This is a genomic window from Leptolyngbya boryana PCC 6306, assembly GCF_000353285.1.
Taxonomy (GTDB): domain Bacteria; phylum Cyanobacteriota; class Cyanobacteriia; order Leptolyngbyales; family Leptolyngbyaceae; genus Leptolyngbya; species Leptolyngbya boryana.
The window spans coordinates 4,173,808-4,188,998 of record NZ_KB731324.1 but is presented as its reverse complement, the minus strand read 5'-3'; the positions used below and the strand labels follow the sequence as shown (position 1 = coordinate 4,188,998).

Sequence of the window (15,191 nt, the reverse complement as noted above, 5' to 3'; positions counted from 1 at the left end):
ATTCTCTAACTCGCGAGTCAACAGCAGAATTCGTCAGATGAGAACTCTTGACTATCTCTTTTAAATCGGGATGATAGGATTTGAACCTACGACCCCCTCGTCCCGAACGAGGTGCGCTACCAAGCTGCGCTACATCCCGCGATGCGTTTCTTACTATAAAGCAAAACTTTGTTAAAGTCGAGCCAATTCCTTAAAAATTTTCCCGATGTAACCGCAGAAATGCCGAAAATTAATTAAATGATCTACACTCAAATAGGGTAAAATTTGACCCCGACTATCTTTTGGAGGAAAGCACCGCTTGTCTAAACAAGACTTGATTGAAATGGAAGGGACTGTCGTCGATTCACTACCGAACGCAATGTTTCGCGTAGACCTCGACAATGGATTCAACGTACTCGCACATATTTCGGGCAAAATCCGCCGCAACTACATCAAAATTCTTCCCGGCGATCGCGTCAAAGTCGAACTCACTCCGTACGACCTGACCAAAGGCAGAATTACCTATCGACTCAAAAATAAAGGGCGTTAGGATTGCGCTATAAAGATCACTTTGACAATTGTTATAAGAAATTGTTAGGATATTGTGTTTGTAATGTTGCCGAGACTTGGGCATGAAAGTACGTGCGTCAGTGAAACGAATTTGCGAAAAATGCCGCGTCATTCGTCGGAAAGGGCGCGTCATGGTGATCTGTGAAAACCCGAAGCACAAACAACGCCAGGGTTAACAAGATGCTCGTGTACGAGTCTGCCGCAGTTAGACAGTTTCTAGCTCGCTGGCAGACTTTTCGACTGTTTATCAATAACGTTCAGGAGAACTCAACGTGGCGCGGATTGCGGGCGTAGACCTCCCTCGTGACAAGCGAGTGGAAATCGGTCTTCGATATATTTACGGAATTGGACCCACCCGGTCTAAAGAGATCATCGCGAAAACAGGAGTCAATCCTGACACTCGCGTCAAAGATCTCAGCGAAGCAGATGTCGCAGCACTGCGGGAAGCAGTGGAAGGCGGCTATCAGATTGAAGGGGATTTGCGGCGATTTGAATCGATGTCAATCAAACGATTGATGGATATCGGTTGCTATCGGGGTCGGAGACATCGGATGGGCTTGCCCGTTCGCGGTCAACGCACTCGAACCAATGCACGCACCCGTCGAGGCGGTCGTCGAACTGTCGCTGGGAAGAAAAAAGCTCCCGGTAAGAAATAGCGTGATTTGCCTCCAGGTAAATTACTTGTGGGCAATGGCTTGTAGGAACGTAGCAGCTTAACTGATTGAGAATTTGACATGGCAAGACAACCGCAGCGGAAAACGGGTCCGCGCAAGGCGAAAAAGAATATTCCGAGCGGCGTCGCTCACATTCAATCGACCTTCAACAACACGATCGTGACGATCTCCGATACTCAAGGTGAGGTTATCTCCTGGGCATCGGCTGGATCGAGTGGTTTCAAAGGTGCAAAGAAGGGAACTCCCTTTGCGGCACAAACCGCTGCCGAAGCAGCCGCTCGTCGTGCGATCGACCAAGGAATGCGTCAGCTTGAAGTGATGGTCAGTGGACCGGGTGCTGGACGGGAAACCGCGATCCGTGCACTTCAAGGAACAGGGCTAGAAATTACCCTGATCCGGGATGTCACTCCCATTCCTCACAACGGTTGCCGTCCGCCGAAACGTCGTCGCGTTTAATAAAACGACGATCGCGCAGATTGCTGCTTATAATGGGCAGCACAAAACGGTATGGATGTCATCAGCAAGGAAGAAGGAGGGCTACTCCGTGGCACAGTTTCAGGTTGAATGTATTGATACGAGTACTGAGGAAGACCAAAGTCAGTACAGCAAGTTCGTATTAGAACCGCTAGAGCGAGGACAAGGAACCACCGTTGGCAACGCATTGCGGCGGGTGTTACTGTCGAACTTAGAAGGCGCTGCCGTGACTGCTGTGAGAATTGCAGGCGTGACCCATGAATTCGCAACGATTCCAGGCGTTCGAGAAGACGTTTTGGACATCTTGCTGAACATGAAAAAGCTCGTCTTTAGAACTTACTCGTCTCAGCCTCAGATTGGTCGGCTCTTAGTTCAAGGTCAGTCCACCGTGACGGCTGAAAACTTTGACCTGCCTTCAGAAGTTGAGCTGGTTGACCCGACTCAGTACATTGCAACCCTATCTCCTAACGCAACGTTAGAGATGGAATTCAAAATTGAGAAAGGCAAAGGCTATCGCGGCGCTGGCAAATTCACCGATGATACTGCACTCGACTTTTTACAGATTGACTCTGTATTCATGCCGGTGCGTAAGGTGCAATACAGCGTTGAAGATGCTCGCCAAGGTGGAACGGCTGAAAAAGACCGTTTGATCATGGAAATCTGGACAAATGGCAGTTTGACTCCGCAAGAAGCGCTGAGCCAAGCCGCAAATATCCTCGTTGATCTGTTTAATCCGCTGAAAGACATCACATTCGAGCCTTCGGATGATGATGGCATGAGCGATGAGCGGATCGAAAATCAAATCCCGATCGAAGAATTGCAGCTATCAGTTCGGGCATACAACTGTCTGAAACGCGCGCAAATCAACTCGGTCGCGGACTTGCTCGACTACAGCCAAGAAGACCTGCTCGAAATCAAAAATTTTGGAGCCAAGTCTGCCGAGGAAGTCGTCGAAGCCTTACAACAACGGTTGGGGATCACCCTGCCGCAAGAAAAATCTAAATCCTAAGAGTAGCTATGCGTCACGGTTGTAAAGTCCCCTTGTTGGGAAAACCTGCGGATCAGCGTAAAGCACTCCTCCGAGCGCTGACCACTGAACTCATCCGCAACGGTCGAATCAAAACGACCAAGATTCGCGCTCAAGCAGTGCGATCGGAAGCTGAAAAGATGATCACTTTGGCAAAAGACGGTTCGCTTGCGGCACGTCGTCAGGCAATGGGATACATCTACGACAAGCAGCTCGTTCATGCCTTGTTCGAGAATGCTCCTGAGCGTTATGCCGATCGCCAAGGCGGATATACCCGCATCTTGAGAACGGTACGTCGTCGCGGTGACAACGCTGAAATGGCAATTATCGAATTGACCTAAGATGGCACCTGCTCAGCCGTCCTTGCAGCGAATTGCCCTCCTGATTCAGTACTTGGGCACTCGATTTTATGGGTGGCAGCGGCAGCCGAATCATCGGAGCGTTCAAGAAGAGATCGAAACTGCGATCGCGTCTGTAGTTGGTTATCCAGTGGTGATTCATGCCGCAGGGCGAACGGATACAGGCGTTCATGCAGCGGCTCAGGTGGCACATTTCGATGTGATGACGCTGATCCCAGCACACCGATGGGCAGATGTGATCAATGCTCGGCTTCCCGATGATGTTCTGATTCGGGCTTCGGCTCAGGTTCCAGCCGACTGGCACGCCCGATTCTCAGCTTCTTGGAGACGCTACCGATACACGATCTACACTGAGGCACGCCCGAACTTATTTGCTCGATCGTTGTCTTGGCACTACTACCACGCTCCGCTGGATGAGTCCAAAATGCAGCAGGCTTTAGCTCCCATGATTGGTCGCCATCATATGTCAGCCTTTCAGAGAGCGAACTCTAGCCGTCCCCATGCCTGGGTAGACCTTCAATTTGCGGAATGTGTTCGACAAGATTCATTTCTCTATATTGAAGTGCAGGCAAGCGGATTTCTGTATGGAATGATGCGACTGCTCGTCGGATTATTGGTAGAAGTGGGACGCGGTGATCGTTCGGTTGAGAGCTTCACTCAGTTGTGGCAAAACGAGCGACGTCATGAAGTGCGGTATGCGGCTCCCCCGCAAGGGTTGTGCCTCTTAAGAGTAGGCTATCCCGACATGCCATTTCCCCCAGAACTCTGGTTTGATGCACAGCCGAAACTGAATTTATCTCGGATGACGCTCGAACCTTCTTTGTAAACAAACTCACGGTCATGGAAAACAAAACCTACCTTCCTGCTATCGCTGAGATTCAACGCGACTGGTACGTTGTGGATGCAGCGGGTCAACGCTTGGGTCGATTAGCGACTGAAATCGCGATGGTACTTCGCGGCAAAAATAAACCGACTTACACGCCTCACTTAGACACAGGCGATTTTGTCATCGTGATCAACGCTGACAAAATTGACGTGACTGGTAAGAAACGCAGCCAAAAGCTGTATCGTCGTCACTCCGGTCGTCCGGGTGGAATGAAGACTGAATCTTTTGAAAAGCTGCAAGCTCGTTTGCCAGAGCGCATCATTGAGCAAGCGGTGAAAGGAATGCTACCGAAGAATTCCTTGGGTCGCCAGCTGTTCACCAAAATGAAAGTGTATGCAGGTGCAGAGCATCCCCATGCCGCACAGCAACCCAAAGTTTTAGACATCAAAACGATTCCGGGAGAAAAGTAATCCATGCAAGCAACTGAAGGAAGAGTGATGTATCAAGGAACGGGTCGTCGCAAATCTGCGATCGCTCGTGTCCGTCTCGTTCCCGGCGAAGGCAACATCGTCGTCAACGGCAAGCCTGGAGATCTCTATCTCCAATTCAACCAAGAGTACATCTCGGGTGCAAAAGCTCCCCTGGAAACCTTGGGCTTAGAAGCGGAATACGATATTCTCGTCAACGCTCATGGTGGTGGTTTAACTGGACAAGCGGACGCAATCCGCATGGGTGTTGCACGCGCACTGTGCCAACTCGACCCTGAGAACCGGAAGCCGTTGAAAGTCGAAGGCTATTTGACTCGCGATCCGAGAGCGAAAGAGCGGAGAAAGTACGGCTTGCGCAAAGCTCGGAAAGCTCCTCAATACTCGAAACGCTAATTGTTACACTGTATTTGAAGCGGATTTGGAGATAAGGCAATGGCAAAACCAGGTATTCATCCGACGTGGTATCCCGAAGCAAAGGTTTACTGCAATGGTGAAGTTGTAGCGGTTGTGGGTTCGACCAAGCCTGAACTACACGTGGATGTGTGGTCTGGCAATCACCCGTTCTTCACGGGAACTCAGAAGATCATTGACACTGAGGGTCGTGTGGAGCGCTTCTTGCGGAAGTATGGCATGAGCGACGAACAGAAGTAGCGAGATTTAGGTTGATTGATGTGACGATCGCGTTTTGAGTTGCCGCGATTGTCTTTTCGCCTAAATTTTTTCTACTTTTTTCCGAGGCTACTATGGCTGAAGCATATTTGATTGACAAATTAAATTCCGTTGAGCAGACCTTTAACGAATTGACGCGGAAACTTGCTGACCCGGATATCGCCCGAGATCCGGGCGAGTTTCAGCGGGTCGCAAAATCGCGATCGGCGTTAGAGGAAACGGTCAACACCTATGAGCTTTGGCGCAAGACTGAGCAAGATTTAGCAGGCGCACGTCAGATCGTCAAAGAATCAGGCGGCGATATTGAACTGCAACAAATGGCGGCAATGGAGGCGGAAGAACTCCAAGAAAAGCTGCAAGAGTTAGAAACTCGATTAAAGATTTTGCTGCTTCCCAGTGATCCAAATGATGACAAGAATATCATGTTGGAAATTCGGGCGGGCACAGGTGGAGATGAAGCCAGCATTTGGGCCGGGGATTTGGTGAGAATGTACTCGCGGTATGCGGAGCGTCAAGGCTGGCGCATCAAAATGGCGAGTGAATCCCTGGCTGAAGGTTTGGGCGGATTCAAAGAAGCGATTATGGAAATTCAAGGCGATCGCGTCTATAGCAAATTGAAGTTTGAGGCAGGTGTTCACCGGGTGCAGCGCGTTCCGGTCACTGAAGCTTCTGGACGAGTTCATACTTCAACTGCAACCGTCGCAATTATGCCGGAAGTGGATGATGTGGAAATTCACATCGACCCGAAAGACATTGAAATGAAGACGGCACGATCCGGTGGTGCGGGTGGTCAGAACGTCAACAAAGTTGAAACTGCGGTCGATTTGATTCACAAGCCGACGGGAATTCGGGTGTTTTGTACCGAGGAGCGATCGCAGCTTCAGAACCGGGAACGCGCGATGCAAATTCTGCGAGCGAAGTTGTATGAGATCAAGTTGCGAGAGCAGCAAGATGCGATTACTTCGATGCGGCGATCGCAGGTTGGGACAGGAGAGCGATCAGAGAAGATTCGGACTTACAATTACAAAGATAACCGTGTAACTGATCATCGATTAGGGCAAAACTTTGCGTTGAACCCTGTGCTAGAAGGCGATCTCGAAGACGTAATCGAAACTTGCATCTCTCAAGATCAGCAAGAGCGATTAGAGCAATTAGCGGCTGAGAGCGGCAACGAAGCGGCTGTGAAGTAAGAGAATTGTTTACGATCGCAATAATTCCAATCGGGAGATCGAATCGTGAATAGCACACAGCAACTCTTAGCATCCTTTGAACAATTATCGGAAATAGAAAAGCAACAAGTTGCGGCAGAAATTTTGCGGCGAACAATGAGTCTGGATCTGCCTCCACTTTTGGATGAAGAGTTAAATTTATGTGCAGAGGCAGTATTCTTAAGCCTGGACGAATTTGAGGCTGAGAATGAGCAGCAGTACACCGAATCGCGGTGAAGTTTGGTTAGTAGATTTGGGCTATGTCGCGAAAGTGCGCCTCTGTCTTGTGATGAATATTCCGATTGAAGATATCGATTGAGCTTTAGTCAGTTTAGTCCCTCATACCACTCGCCCAAGAGGATCAAGGTTTGAAGTTGATATTCAGGCAAGATTTTTGCGTCCGGGTGTTTTTGATGGGCAGAATCTCGTCACTGCTTCAGAGGCAAAGTTGATTAGGAAGTTGGGGGCACTTTCAAACGAGCAATTAGCACAAGTTGAAGAAGCAGTAAAATTCTGGCTTGGTCTAGATTCTTGATACATTTTGAATTTTGAAGAGGCGATCGCTCACAAAGGAATCAGCTATGGAATGGCTATGGGGTCAGAAAAAGTGTTGTACGATCGCATTAATTCCCAATCGAGAGATCGAATCGTGAAAAGATGATCAATTGAGGTAACGATGGTTTCTGTAACGATAGCAACCGACTTTACATTTGATGATTTCATCGAGTGGTATCCGGAAAACTCGACCACTCGATATGAATTGCATGATGGTGAGATTGTTGAGATGCCAAATCCAACAGGCAAGCATTCAAAAGTTGCAGGATTTGTCTTAAGTAAGCTGATTCTAGAAATTGCTCGCTTGGGTCTACCTTACTTTATTCCTACAGAATGCGTTGTGCGATCCTCCGATGCGCGATCGGGTTACAAACCAGATGTGATTGTTTTGGATGAGAATGCGATCGCAGATGATCCTCGATGGGATAAAGAATCTGTCATTACACAGGGAAGCTCTGTTCGTCTGATCGTTGAAGTTGTCAGCACAAACTGGGCTGATGATTATGCCAGGAGACTGGAAGAATATGAGAGCCTTGGAATTGCTGAGTACTGGATTGTAGATTATCTGGGCTTAGGCGGAAAACGCTTTATCGGATCTCCGAAAATGCCAACGGTTTCGGTTTATCAATTGATTGATGGCGAGTATCAAGTCAAGCAGTTTCGGGGAAGTGAGAGAATCGAGTCACCCACTTTTTCAGAATTAACTCTCACAGTTGAACAGCTTGTTCAGGCTGGAGCTTAGTATTTGACTGTATCAGGAAGTGAGGTTGAATTTTGACGATCGCGATCGCCTCGTTGAAATCGAAATTCTAAGCATCATCAATCGCATTGCTTTGACAGATTTCAACAAGATTCAGGGTAATGTATCGGCATAAAATGTTTTTTCAGGATGCCCAGAAGAGACAGCATGAATCAGAAATTAGTCGAATCACTGGCACAGATCATCCTCTCTCTGTCTGCTGAAGAGAGACAACTTCTAGAGGAATCCATTCAATCTCCAATTGCAAAAGAAGTAAAAGAAATTGGTGAACGATTGAAGAGGTTTGAGGAAACCTATCAGATGTCTTCAGAGCGGTTCTATCAAAAGTTTCAGGCTGGTGAACTTGGGGACTCGATCGACTTTTTTGAGTGGAATACTTACTACGAAATGTATCGCTCAGCGCAATTGCAAGCTTCTTAAAGATGGACTTACATCAGTACATTGCGAGTATTAAAGCAAAGCTGAATGCAAGTTCAATCATTTCGTCGATCGAAATTGTGGATGAGCGCGTGTTATTCGATCGAGGTTACTTTCGTGCAAGATTAACGCTGAGTAACGAAGATTTTCTGGAGATTGCAGAATCCTTCATGGCTCAGAATGATCAAGTCGCGACGTTAGACTATCGCTATCAGTGGATGGATAGCACAAAGCAGATTCTTAGAAAGCGTTGGGATAGTGTCAAACATTTTCCAGATTTGCCTAATTTTCCTCATCATGTTCATATTGGTTCGGAATCTAACGTTGAGCCAGGACAATCTCGCAGCATTTTAGAATTAATTGAGCATGTAGAGAATGAGTTCAGCCGAGATGAGTAGATTTCGCAGGGAAAATCCCATCTGAATTATTGATGCTAAGAGTTAATTTGTAAGAACATGAACAAAACTTGTACCTCTCAAAACGACAAGAGCGCCTAGAAAAATTGGCGACTGATTGTCTCTACCTCGACAATCTCGATCGCTAAAAATTGTAAGTAATTCGATTATTCGCTTCAGTCACTTTCTTTTGTAAAAACAAGTGATTAATCAGCAGATCAAGCTCTTGCTGGCTGATCTTCTTTGGCTGTAGTAGTGATTTAATATGCTGAGATAAAGCACTACGACTTTTAGGACGGCATTTTTTCTCCAGTTTCGAGAGTTTTACGATGACTTCTTCCATGAGGTTGGGTTGCAAAGAAGTATCACTCTGTTTTTGTTTAGATAGGGCAGTTAAGTTTTCAACTCTTCGGCAAGAAATTTTACGCTTATGCAGATAGCCAATCAGAGGATCGTAGCCTTTGTCCTTGGAGAGGATCACAAGCGAGAGATTTGGATTTTCTCGGCTCAATTGTCCTAAATAAAAAGCAATATGGAAATCTAGAGAATTGTTGCCGCTGCCTTCAATTTTGATCCACTCTAGAGAATTGCCGAATCGCTGAGTTGATTGAACAAGCTCTAGGGGAAGCTTGCTCTGGGATTGTCCAACAAAGATCTTGATCTGAAAGTCTTGATCTTGGATCAGTGATAGATCAATATTCTGGACATTCTCATAATCAACTAGCAGAACTAACTTGCTCATTTTCTCAATACTTGGGATTGGTGAAGACAATATGATCTGTCTTATTTCTCCCTCGTACTGAGCAAAATTATCAGAGGCATTTTTTCTCAGATCGTCCTCAAAATTCTGAGATGTTTTAGATTTGCGCGATCGACAATTTCGCGATCGACGTTAGAATCTATTCCATTGCCATTTTTAGATCAGAACATCTGATCTGCCGTAGAATCATAGCTATGGAAATTCTCTCGGTTAGCCTCAAAAACTTCAAGTTTCACAGCGATCGCTCCTTTTCGTTTCAACCGGGAACGAATGCAATTTGTGGCGAAAATGGTGCGGGTAAAACAAGCATTCTCGAAGCGATCGCTTGGGTGCTATTCGACTATTCGGGCGCGTATACCAAAGATGATTTGATTCGCAATGGTTCTAATAGTGCCCAAGCTGCAGTCAATTTTGTTTCCAGTCGGGATCAGCGAACTTATACCGTCACGCGCTGTACTCGATCGAGCTATACGATTTACGATCCAGAACTAAATGAACGGCTGGACTATACCAAGAAAGAAGACGTTTTACCTTGGTTAAGAGAACATCTAGGAGTACCAGCCGGAACGAATTTAGGGCAATTGTTTCGCAATACAATCGGGGTTCCGCAAGGGACATTTACGATCGACTTTCTTGGCACGGCTGAGGAGCGCAAAAAAGTCTTTGATCCGATTCTCAAAGTCGAAGAATACAAGAAAGTATTCAAAGAGTTAGGCGACTTAGAGAAGTTCGCAAAAGCACAGTCTGAAAGCTTAGAGCGCGATATTCAGCAGTATGACGAATCCTTGCAAGAATGGGATGAACTTACCGCGACTCAACAGGGACTGACGCAAACCATTTTGCAGATTCAGACGGATTTGAACCACTGGCAGCAGCGCCATGAAGAGTTAAAAGATGAGCAAGCTAAATGGAGCGAAATTGAATCGCAAGTTCAGCAAGTTACTTTACAGCTCGAAACGGTTTCGGGGCAGATTCGAGCCGAGCAGTTGAATGTCGATCGCTTAAAAACAGAACTAGACCGTGCTGAGAAATCTGTGGCTCTCTGCACAGAGCGGCGGGATAGCTATCAAGCTTACACACAAGCTGATCAAGCATTACAAGAATTTGATCGAAGTCGATCGCAGCAAGAAAAGCTACTCAAAGAACGGCAAAAGCTAGCTGAGTCTTTGGGAGCCTATCAGACGAAGCTTGCTGTTCTAGCGCAGAAGGGAGAGCGGCGATCTCAGATTGAAACTGAACTCAAACAACTCGAACCTTTAATTGAGCAACAATCTCAGCTTGAGCAAGAGCAAAGCCAACTCAATGAAAAGCTGCAATCCTGTCAAAGCTGGAAGCAAACCATTCAACGCGATGAGAAACGACTCGCACAACTTCAGCAGCGCCAAAAGCAGTTAGGAGAAGAGATTGAGCGACTAGAAGGCTTAGGTGCGATCGTCAAACAAATTCCTCAACTTGAAGAACAACAAAGCCGCTATCAGCAGCAACTGAGTCGGATCGAAGCTGCGACTCAATTTGATTCTGATCTGCGTCAAATTCTGGCGCAGGCTCAACATCGCGAAGGAATTCAAGCGAATCATATTCAGACAGCAACTTTAACCTTACAAGAGCTACAGCAGGCAGCCCCATCCTGGCAGCCTCGAATTGAAAGTGTTCTCGCTACGATCGCAAATAGCTCCAAGCTAAACAATCATCTTATGCGCGATCTGCAAGGCATTTTAGATGATTTATCTGAACAGCTACTTGCCGATCGCTTAAAGCAACGCTTAGGTGAAGTTCAAACTCAACTCAAAACAATTCGAGAACAGGAATCACAATATCGTAAGCTTGAGGCAAAGTTTGACGAAGAAGAAAAGCTCGATAGTGAAATTGCAGAACTGCGATCGCTGATCACCGAACATCAATCTCAATTAGCAGCAGAGCCAGAACTGAGAGAACAACTTGCTCATCTCGCGGGACAGCTTCAAACATTAGAAAATCCTCGCGGACGAAGCAGTATTTTACAAAAGGAACTCAAAACGCTGACTCAGCTTGATTCAGAACTCCTGAAAGCTCAAGCTGATCTGAAGCAAGCAGAAGACGAAATCAAAACGATCGACGATGCTTTGAAAGCCTTTGAGAACTTAGCTGATCAAATTCGGGAACAGCAGCTTCGACGTGATCAGTACAAAGAAGACTATCAAATTTATCTCGAACATCAGCAATCGGCAAACAGCTTCAAAGGTCGTAAAACACAGTACGAAGACGCGATCGCGCAACTCAAACAGCTAGAAGAAAAGCAAGCAGAATTCACAAATCAGAAAGCTCAACTGGCTGAAACTTACGATCCTGAACAAGTTAAAGCAATCAAAACTGAGTATGAAGCAGCAAACAATCAGCGGATTTCGCTGAGTACTCGATTACCGATAGAATCTCAGCGTTTAGAAGAATGTGAAACCCGGCTTTCTAAACTCAAAACCATTCAGCAAAAGCGCACAGAAACCCAGGCTCAACTCAAACAAAAGCAAAAAACCGAACGCTTCATCAAAGCCGCTCGAAAATTCTACAAAGAAGCGGCTCCACGGATTACAGAGCGCTATGTTCAAAGCATTTCCCATGAAGCCGATCGCTTATTCCGTGAATTGCTCAATCGTCCCAATGTCGCTCTCGAATGGACACGCGACTACGAAATTATGGTTCAAGAAGGCGCACATTCTCGGAGATTTATCAATCTCTCAGGGGGTGAGCAGATGTGTGCTGCTTTAGCAGTTCGTTTAGCTCTACTCAAAGTACTAGCAGACATCGATATCGCATTCTTCGATGAGCCGACAACTAATATGGATCGCCCAAGGAGAGAGAGCCTAGCAGAAGCGATCGCGAATATCAAATCCTTCCGACAGCTTTTTGTGATTAGCCACGACGATACATTCGAGAAAGTCACCGAAAATGTCATCCTCGTTGAGCGCGAAGCCTAACCAGAATTCTACTTCAATCACTGGTGTAATAGTGGCGAGTTCCTTTTGCATCGATCGCTTCTCCCAATCGTCGCAAAGCATGAACATAAGCGGCAGTACGGATTGAAATCGAAAGCTCTTTGGCAATTTCCCAAATCTGCTGCGCCTCTGCTACCATTTTTTGCTGAAGTGACTGATTCACCTCACCTAATGTCCAGTACAGTCCATTCCGGTTCTGCACCCACTCAAAGTAGCTCACCGTCACACCCCCCGCATTGACCAGAATATCAGGGAATACATAAATCCCTTTCTGCTCCAAAATAGCATCCGCAGCAGAGTTAATCGGACCATTTGCTAGCTCAAAAATGAGCTTTGCTTTGATATTGTGTGCATTCACCTCTGTAATCTGATTTTCTAAGGCAGCAGGTAAGAGAATATCGACCTCTAGCTCTAGTAATTCTTCATTCGTAATACGCTCGTGTTCTGCAATGTTGCACACACTGCCCTGACAGTAAACCGCTTGAATTTCACGGGTCGAATTCTTATGTTGGCGAATGCTCGGAATATCAAGTCCGTCTTTCGAGTAAATTGCTCCCTTAGAATCACTCACCGCGACGACCTTACAGCCTGCACGGTACGCTAATTCAGCGATCGTTGCTCCCGCATTGCCAAATCCTTGCACTGCTACCGTTGTTTCGGTTGGGCGCATATCGAACTTCGGTAACATTGCCTCGATCGTAAACCAGGCTCCCAATGCAGTTGCCGCATCTCGTCCCAAACTCCCCCCCATTGTGATCGGTTTTCCAGTCACCACTCCAGGCACATTCTGCCGCCGAATGATGCTGTACTGATCCATCATCCAGCCCATCACCATCGCATTCGTGTAGACATCAGGAGCCAGAATATCCACATCAGGTCCAATAAAATCTGCGATCGCATCAATATATCCACGGCTCAATCGCTCTAATTCCAACCGCGACATCTCTTTGGGATTCACAGCAATCCCGCCCTTTGCTCCTCCGAACGGCAAATTTAACACCGCACACTTAAACGTCATCCAAAATGCTAAAGACTGTACTTCATCGAGCGTTACATTCGGATGGTATCGCACCCCACCTTTTCCGGCTCCACGTGAGTCGTCATACCGAACTCGATGCCCCTGAAACACTCGCAATGAGCCATTGTCCATTCGCACAGGAATCGACACAGAAAGAGAAGCTTTCGGATATTTCAAAGACTCGATCGCGTCTTCTGACAATGTTGTATGCTTCAAAGCTTGCTGTAATCGTTGTGAAGCGTCAGCAAATAGGGAGGACATAACCAACTCCGCAGACTATAATTTTTAGCCTACCAAGTCATGAGAACCTAAAGAGATTAAGAATTAATTGCGATCGTAAAATTCCGAAATTCTTCGTGTCATCGCATCTGAACAATCCTTTGTCAATGAGAGTTCAAGATTGTTAGACTGTGCGAGAAATTTCCAGGAGATAAAGACTCATGAAAGTTCAAGGTGCGATCGCGCTGGTCACTGGAGCAAATGGTGGAATTGGACGGCATTTTGTCGAGACATTGAGAACCGCTGATGCGGCAAAAATTTATGTTTGCGCTCGCAGCATTGCAAAATTAGAGTCACTGGTCGCGCTCGATCCCGATCGCATTGTTCCAATCGAACTGGAAGTGACGAACCCCGAATCTGTACAGGCGGCTGCCGCACAATGTTCTGATGTCACTCTATTGATTAACAATGCTGGCACTTCTTTAAATCAAGGCATCATTGCCGCTGATAATCTAGACAGCGCGCGTGCAGAACTCGAAGTAAACTACTTCGGACTGTGCCATATGTGTCGAGCCTTTGCTCCCGTTTTGAAAGCAAATGGCGGAGGGACGATCGTGAATGTTCTTTCTTTACTTGCAAAAGTCAATCTTCCCTTCAGTGGCTCATACAGTGCTTCAAAAGCCGCAGCACTCTCAGCAACTCACTGTATTCGGGCAGAGCTAGGCAGTCAAGGAACTTTAGTGGTAGCAGTCATGCCAGGAACAGTCGATACAGATTTAGCAAAAGACTGGCCCGATCCGAAAGTTTCTCCCGCAGAGGTTGCCCAGGCTGCAATTCGAGCAGTTGAAGAACAACTCGAAGATGTTTATCCAGGTGAGCAAGCGACTCAAGTTTCAGGACAACTTTTACAAGACCCAAAAGGGGTCGAAAAGTATCTCGCCACTTTCTTACCCGGCATGGAACTAGCTGGAACCCAAGCTTAGCTCGATCGCAGCAGAAGTCAGAGTCTTCAAAAAACTCTGACTTCTCAGCTTAAGCCGGATCTAGCCGCGTATTGGATCGTAAACAAACAGACCTGCTATGCTCAAGACACGCTGAATTCGTGAGCATCTATGCGGCTTCCTCTTCCTCAATTTTCTGCTCAAAATCGCCCTGCAAACCACATTGCAGAAGTGATCGAGACAGCAACCACTGAATTTCTCGCTCAGTGTCTTGAACCAGACGATCTTGCTTTTCCGGTGATGCCTCCGTTTGGAAGTTGGGTAAAAGCGATCGATGAAGAATCGAATAATCTCATTTATGCGGTGGTCTATCATGCCACCACTAGCCCGATCGACACCGTTCACCGCGCGCGTGCATTAGGGATGTCCATGCAAGAACTGCGCGAACAACAGCCGCAGATTTTTGCCATGCTCAGAACGGAATTTCGATCCGCGATCGTCGGTTATCAAGCAGGCGGAAATAAAAAGAACGGCTCAAAAGGCGGAACGCTTTATCAACATCTTCCCCCTCGTCCCCCTCAGATTCATCAAGCCGTTTATGCTTGCGATTCAGATGAGATTATTGAATTTAGTAACGAACTTGATTTTCTCAGAACCTTGCTACAAGTTGGAAGCGCTCCGGTCGATGCTTTAACAGCGGCAGCAATTCGCGAAATTTATCAGTTGCGAAAAGCCGATCGTGCTTGGCTGGTACAGGCCGGGCGAATGCTCAGCTTATTGTTAAAAGATGATTACGATCGCCTCAGAGTCATTCTCAGCCAAATTCACCTCTAGATAGAGTTTGGCAGGCATCTGGATCGATACACATTAAGTTTATGCACAT

General features: G+C 46.8%; 20 protein-coding genes and 1 tRNA gene. 18 read left to right on the top strand and 3 right to left on the bottom strand.

Annotated features, from left to right (window positions below):
• Positions 1 to 65 precede the first annotated feature (65 nt).
• A tRNA-Pro gene (locus tag LEPBO_RS0120935) sits at positions 66 to 139 on the bottom strand.
• A gap of 159 nt (positions 140 to 298) precedes the next feature.
• On the opposite strand from LEPBO_RS0120935, the gene infA reads away from it, so the two are divergent.
• From infA to LEPBO_RS0120855, 15 genes are all read left to right on the top strand, one after another.
• On the top strand, positions 299 to 529 hold the full coding sequence (infA, locus tag LEPBO_RS0120930; protein WP_026148794.1) for a translation initiation factor IF-1: 231 nt from the start codon (positions 299 to 301) through the stop codon (positions 527 to 529).
• An 82-nt stretch (positions 530 to 611) separates the two neighbouring features.
• A complete protein-coding gene (rpmJ, locus tag LEPBO_RS41135) occupies positions 612 to 725 on the top strand; it encodes a 50S ribosomal protein L36 (protein ID WP_071596180.1) in 114 nt (37 codons plus the stop codon).
• 96 nt (positions 726 to 821) lie between these two features.
• Positions 822 to 1,205: a 30S ribosomal protein S13 gene (rpsM, locus tag LEPBO_RS0120925; RefSeq protein ID WP_017289528.1), complete on the top strand. Its 384-nt coding sequence runs from the start codon at positions 822 to 824 to the stop codon at positions 1,203 to 1,205.
• 78 nt (positions 1,206 to 1,283) lie between these two features.
• A complete protein-coding gene (gene rpsK, locus LEPBO_RS0120920) occupies positions 1,284 to 1,679 on the top strand; it encodes a 30S ribosomal protein S11 (protein WP_017289527.1) in 396 nt (131 codons plus the stop codon).
• Complete coding sequence (locus LEPBO_RS0120915) at positions 1,624 to 2,706, top strand: DNA-directed RNA polymerase subunit alpha (protein ID WP_317135189.1); 1,083 nt, start codon at positions 1,624 to 1,626, stop codon at positions 2,704 to 2,706. Before rpsK ends, LEPBO_RS0120915 begins: the two co-directional genes overlap by 56 nt.
• Before the next feature lie 8 nt (positions 2,707 to 2,714).
• Positions 2,715 to 3,065: a 50S ribosomal protein L17 gene (rplQ, locus tag LEPBO_RS0120910; protein WP_017289525.1), complete on the top strand. Its 351-nt coding sequence runs from the start codon at positions 2,715 to 2,717 to the stop codon at positions 3,063 to 3,065.
• A gap of 1 nt (position 3,066) precedes the next feature.
• Positions 3,067 to 3,909 carry a tRNA pseudouridine(38-40) synthase TruA gene (gene truA / locus LEPBO_RS0120905; RefSeq protein WP_017289524.1) on the top strand — a complete coding sequence of 281 codons (843 nt, stop codon included), beginning with the start codon at positions 3,067 to 3,069 and terminating at the stop codon, positions 3,907 to 3,909.
• Positions 3,910 to 3,923: 14 nt separating this feature from the next.
• Complete coding sequence (rplM, locus tag LEPBO_RS0120900) at positions 3,924 to 4,379, top strand: 50S ribosomal protein L13 (RefSeq protein ID WP_017289523.1); 456 nt, start codon at positions 3,924 to 3,926, stop codon at positions 4,377 to 4,379.
• Positions 4,380 to 4,382: 3 nt separating this feature from the next.
• A complete protein-coding gene (rpsI, locus tag LEPBO_RS0120895) occupies positions 4,383 to 4,790 on the top strand; it encodes a 30S ribosomal protein S9 (protein WP_017289522.1) in 408 nt (135 codons plus the stop codon).
• A 39-nt stretch (positions 4,791 to 4,829) separates the two neighbouring features.
• The gene (gene rpmE / locus LEPBO_RS0120890; RefSeq protein ID WP_017289521.1) at positions 4,830 to 5,048 is read left to right on the top strand and encodes a 50S ribosomal protein L31; all 219 of its coding nucleotides are present in this window, start codon (positions 4,830 to 4,832) and stop codon (positions 5,046 to 5,048) included.
• 92 nt (positions 5,049 to 5,140) lie between these two features.
• Positions 5,141 to 6,256, top strand: coding sequence for a peptide chain release factor 1 (prfA, locus tag LEPBO_RS0120885; protein ID WP_017289520.1), 1,116 nt, complete (start codon positions 5,141 to 5,143; stop codon positions 6,254 to 6,256).
• Between the two features lie 45 nt (positions 6,257 to 6,301).
• A complete protein-coding gene (locus tag LEPBO_RS0120880; protein ID WP_017289519.1) occupies positions 6,302 to 6,511 on the top strand; it encodes a hypothetical protein in 210 nt (69 codons plus the stop codon).
• A gap of 439 nt (positions 6,512 to 6,950) precedes the next feature.
• Positions 6,951 to 7,571, top strand: coding sequence for a Uma2 family endonuclease (locus LEPBO_RS0120870; protein WP_017289518.1), 621 nt, complete (start codon positions 6,951 to 6,953; stop codon positions 7,569 to 7,571).
• Positions 7,572 to 7,736: 165 nt separating this feature from the next.
• Positions 7,737 to 8,009 carry a hypothetical protein gene (locus LEPBO_RS0120860; protein ID WP_017289516.1) on the top strand — a complete coding sequence of 91 codons (273 nt, stop codon included), beginning with the start codon at positions 7,737 to 7,739 and terminating at the stop codon, positions 8,007 to 8,009.
• Between the two features lie 2 nt (positions 8,010 to 8,011).
• Positions 8,012 to 8,404, top strand: a complete 393-nt coding sequence (locus tag LEPBO_RS0120855) for a toxin-antitoxin system TumE family protein (protein ID WP_017289515.1) — start codon at positions 8,012 to 8,014, stop codon at positions 8,402 to 8,404.
• Between the two features lie 142 nt (positions 8,405 to 8,546).
• Here LEPBO_RS0120855 and LEPBO_RS0120850 read toward each other — a convergent pair whose 3' ends face one another.
• The gene (locus tag LEPBO_RS0120850; RefSeq protein WP_017289514.1) at positions 8,547 to 9,143 is read right to left on the bottom strand and encodes a PIN domain-containing protein; all 597 of its coding nucleotides are present in this window, start codon (positions 9,141 to 9,143) and stop codon (positions 8,547 to 8,549) included.
• 212 nt (positions 9,144 to 9,355) lie between these two features.
• On the opposite strand from LEPBO_RS0120850, the gene LEPBO_RS0120845 reads away from it, so the two are divergent.
• Positions 9,356 to 12,112 carry an AAA family ATPase gene (locus LEPBO_RS0120845; protein ID WP_017289513.1) on the top strand — a complete coding sequence of 919 codons (2,757 nt, stop codon included), beginning with the start codon at positions 9,356 to 9,358 and terminating at the stop codon, positions 12,110 to 12,112.
• 13 nt (positions 12,113 to 12,125) lie between these two features.
• On the opposite strand, the gene LEPBO_RS0120840 is transcribed toward LEPBO_RS0120845, so the two are convergent.
• Positions 12,126 to 13,409, bottom strand: a complete 1,284-nt coding sequence (locus LEPBO_RS0120840) for a Glu/Leu/Phe/Val family dehydrogenase (protein ID WP_017289512.1) — start codon at positions 13,407 to 13,409, stop codon at positions 12,126 to 12,128.
• Positions 13,410 to 13,588: 179 nt separating this feature from the next.
• Here LEPBO_RS0120840 and LEPBO_RS0120835 point away from each other — a divergent pair, with 179 nt between their 5' ends.
• Together LEPBO_RS0120835 and LEPBO_RS0120830 are read left to right on the top strand one after the other, a co-directional pair.
• Entirely contained in the window at positions 13,589 to 14,350 is a 762-nt protein-coding gene (locus LEPBO_RS0120835) for an SDR family oxidoreductase (RefSeq protein WP_017289511.1), read from the top strand.
• Between the two features lie 129 nt (positions 14,351 to 14,479).
• A complete protein-coding gene (locus LEPBO_RS0120830; RefSeq protein WP_017289510.1) occupies positions 14,480 to 15,142 on the top strand; it encodes an HAS-barrel domain-containing protein in 663 nt (220 codons plus the stop codon).
• Positions 15,143 to 15,191 lie beyond the last annotated feature (49 nt).

Coding starts and splice junctions, on each gene's coding strand:
- rpmJ (WP_071596180.1), top strand. CDS start 612: ATGAAAGTACGTGCGTCAGTGAAACGAATTTGCGAAAAATGCCGCGTC.
- rpsK (WP_017289527.1), top strand. CDS start 1,284: ATGGCAAGACAACCGCAGCGGAAAACGGGTCCGCGCAAGGCGAAAAAG.
- rplQ (WP_017289525.1), top strand. CDS start 2,715: ATGCGTCACGGTTGTAAAGTCCCCTTGTTGGGAAAACCTGCGGATCAG.
- LEPBO_RS0120840 (WP_017289512.1), bottom strand. CDS start 13,409: ATGTCCTCCCTATTTGCTGACGCTTCACAACGATTACAGCAAGCTTTG.
- prfA (WP_017289520.1), top strand. CDS start 5,141: ATGGCTGAAGCATATTTGATTGACAAATTAAATTCCGTTGAGCAGACC.
- LEPBO_RS0120915 (WP_317135189.1), top strand. CDS start 1,624: ATGTCACTCCCATTCCTCACAACGGTTGCCGTCCGCCGAAACGTCGTC.
- truA (WP_017289524.1), top strand. CDS start 3,067: ATGGCACCTGCTCAGCCGTCCTTGCAGCGAATTGCCCTCCTGATTCAG.
- LEPBO_RS0120860 (WP_017289516.1), top strand. CDS start 7,737: ATGAATCAGAAATTAGTCGAATCACTGGCACAGATCATCCTCTCTCTG.
- LEPBO_RS0120850 (WP_017289514.1), bottom strand. CDS start 9,143: ATGAGCAAGTTAGTTCTGCTAGTTGATTATGAGAATGTCCAGAATATT.
- rpmE (WP_017289521.1), top strand. CDS start 4,830: ATGGCAAAACCAGGTATTCATCCGACGTGGTATCCCGAAGCAAAGGTT.
- LEPBO_RS0120855 (WP_017289515.1), top strand. CDS start 8,012: ATGGACTTACATCAGTACATTGCGAGTATTAAAGCAAAGCTGAATGCA.
- rpsI (WP_017289522.1), top strand. CDS start 4,383: ATGCAAGCAACTGAAGGAAGAGTGATGTATCAAGGAACGGGTCGTCGC.
- LEPBO_RS0120870 (WP_017289518.1), top strand. CDS start 6,951: ATGGTTTCTGTAACGATAGCAACCGACTTTACATTTGATGATTTCATC.
- LEPBO_RS0120845 (WP_017289513.1), top strand. CDS start 9,356: ATGGAAATTCTCTCGGTTAGCCTCAAAAACTTCAAGTTTCACAGCGAT.
- LEPBO_RS0120835 (WP_017289511.1), top strand. CDS start 13,589: ATGAAAGTTCAAGGTGCGATCGCGCTGGTCACTGGAGCAAATGGTGGA.
- LEPBO_RS0120830 (WP_017289510.1), top strand. CDS start 14,480: ATGCGGCTTCCTCTTCCTCAATTTTCTGCTCAAAATCGCCCTGCAAAC.
- rplM (WP_017289523.1), top strand. CDS start 3,924: ATGGAAAACAAAACCTACCTTCCTGCTATCGCTGAGATTCAACGCGAC.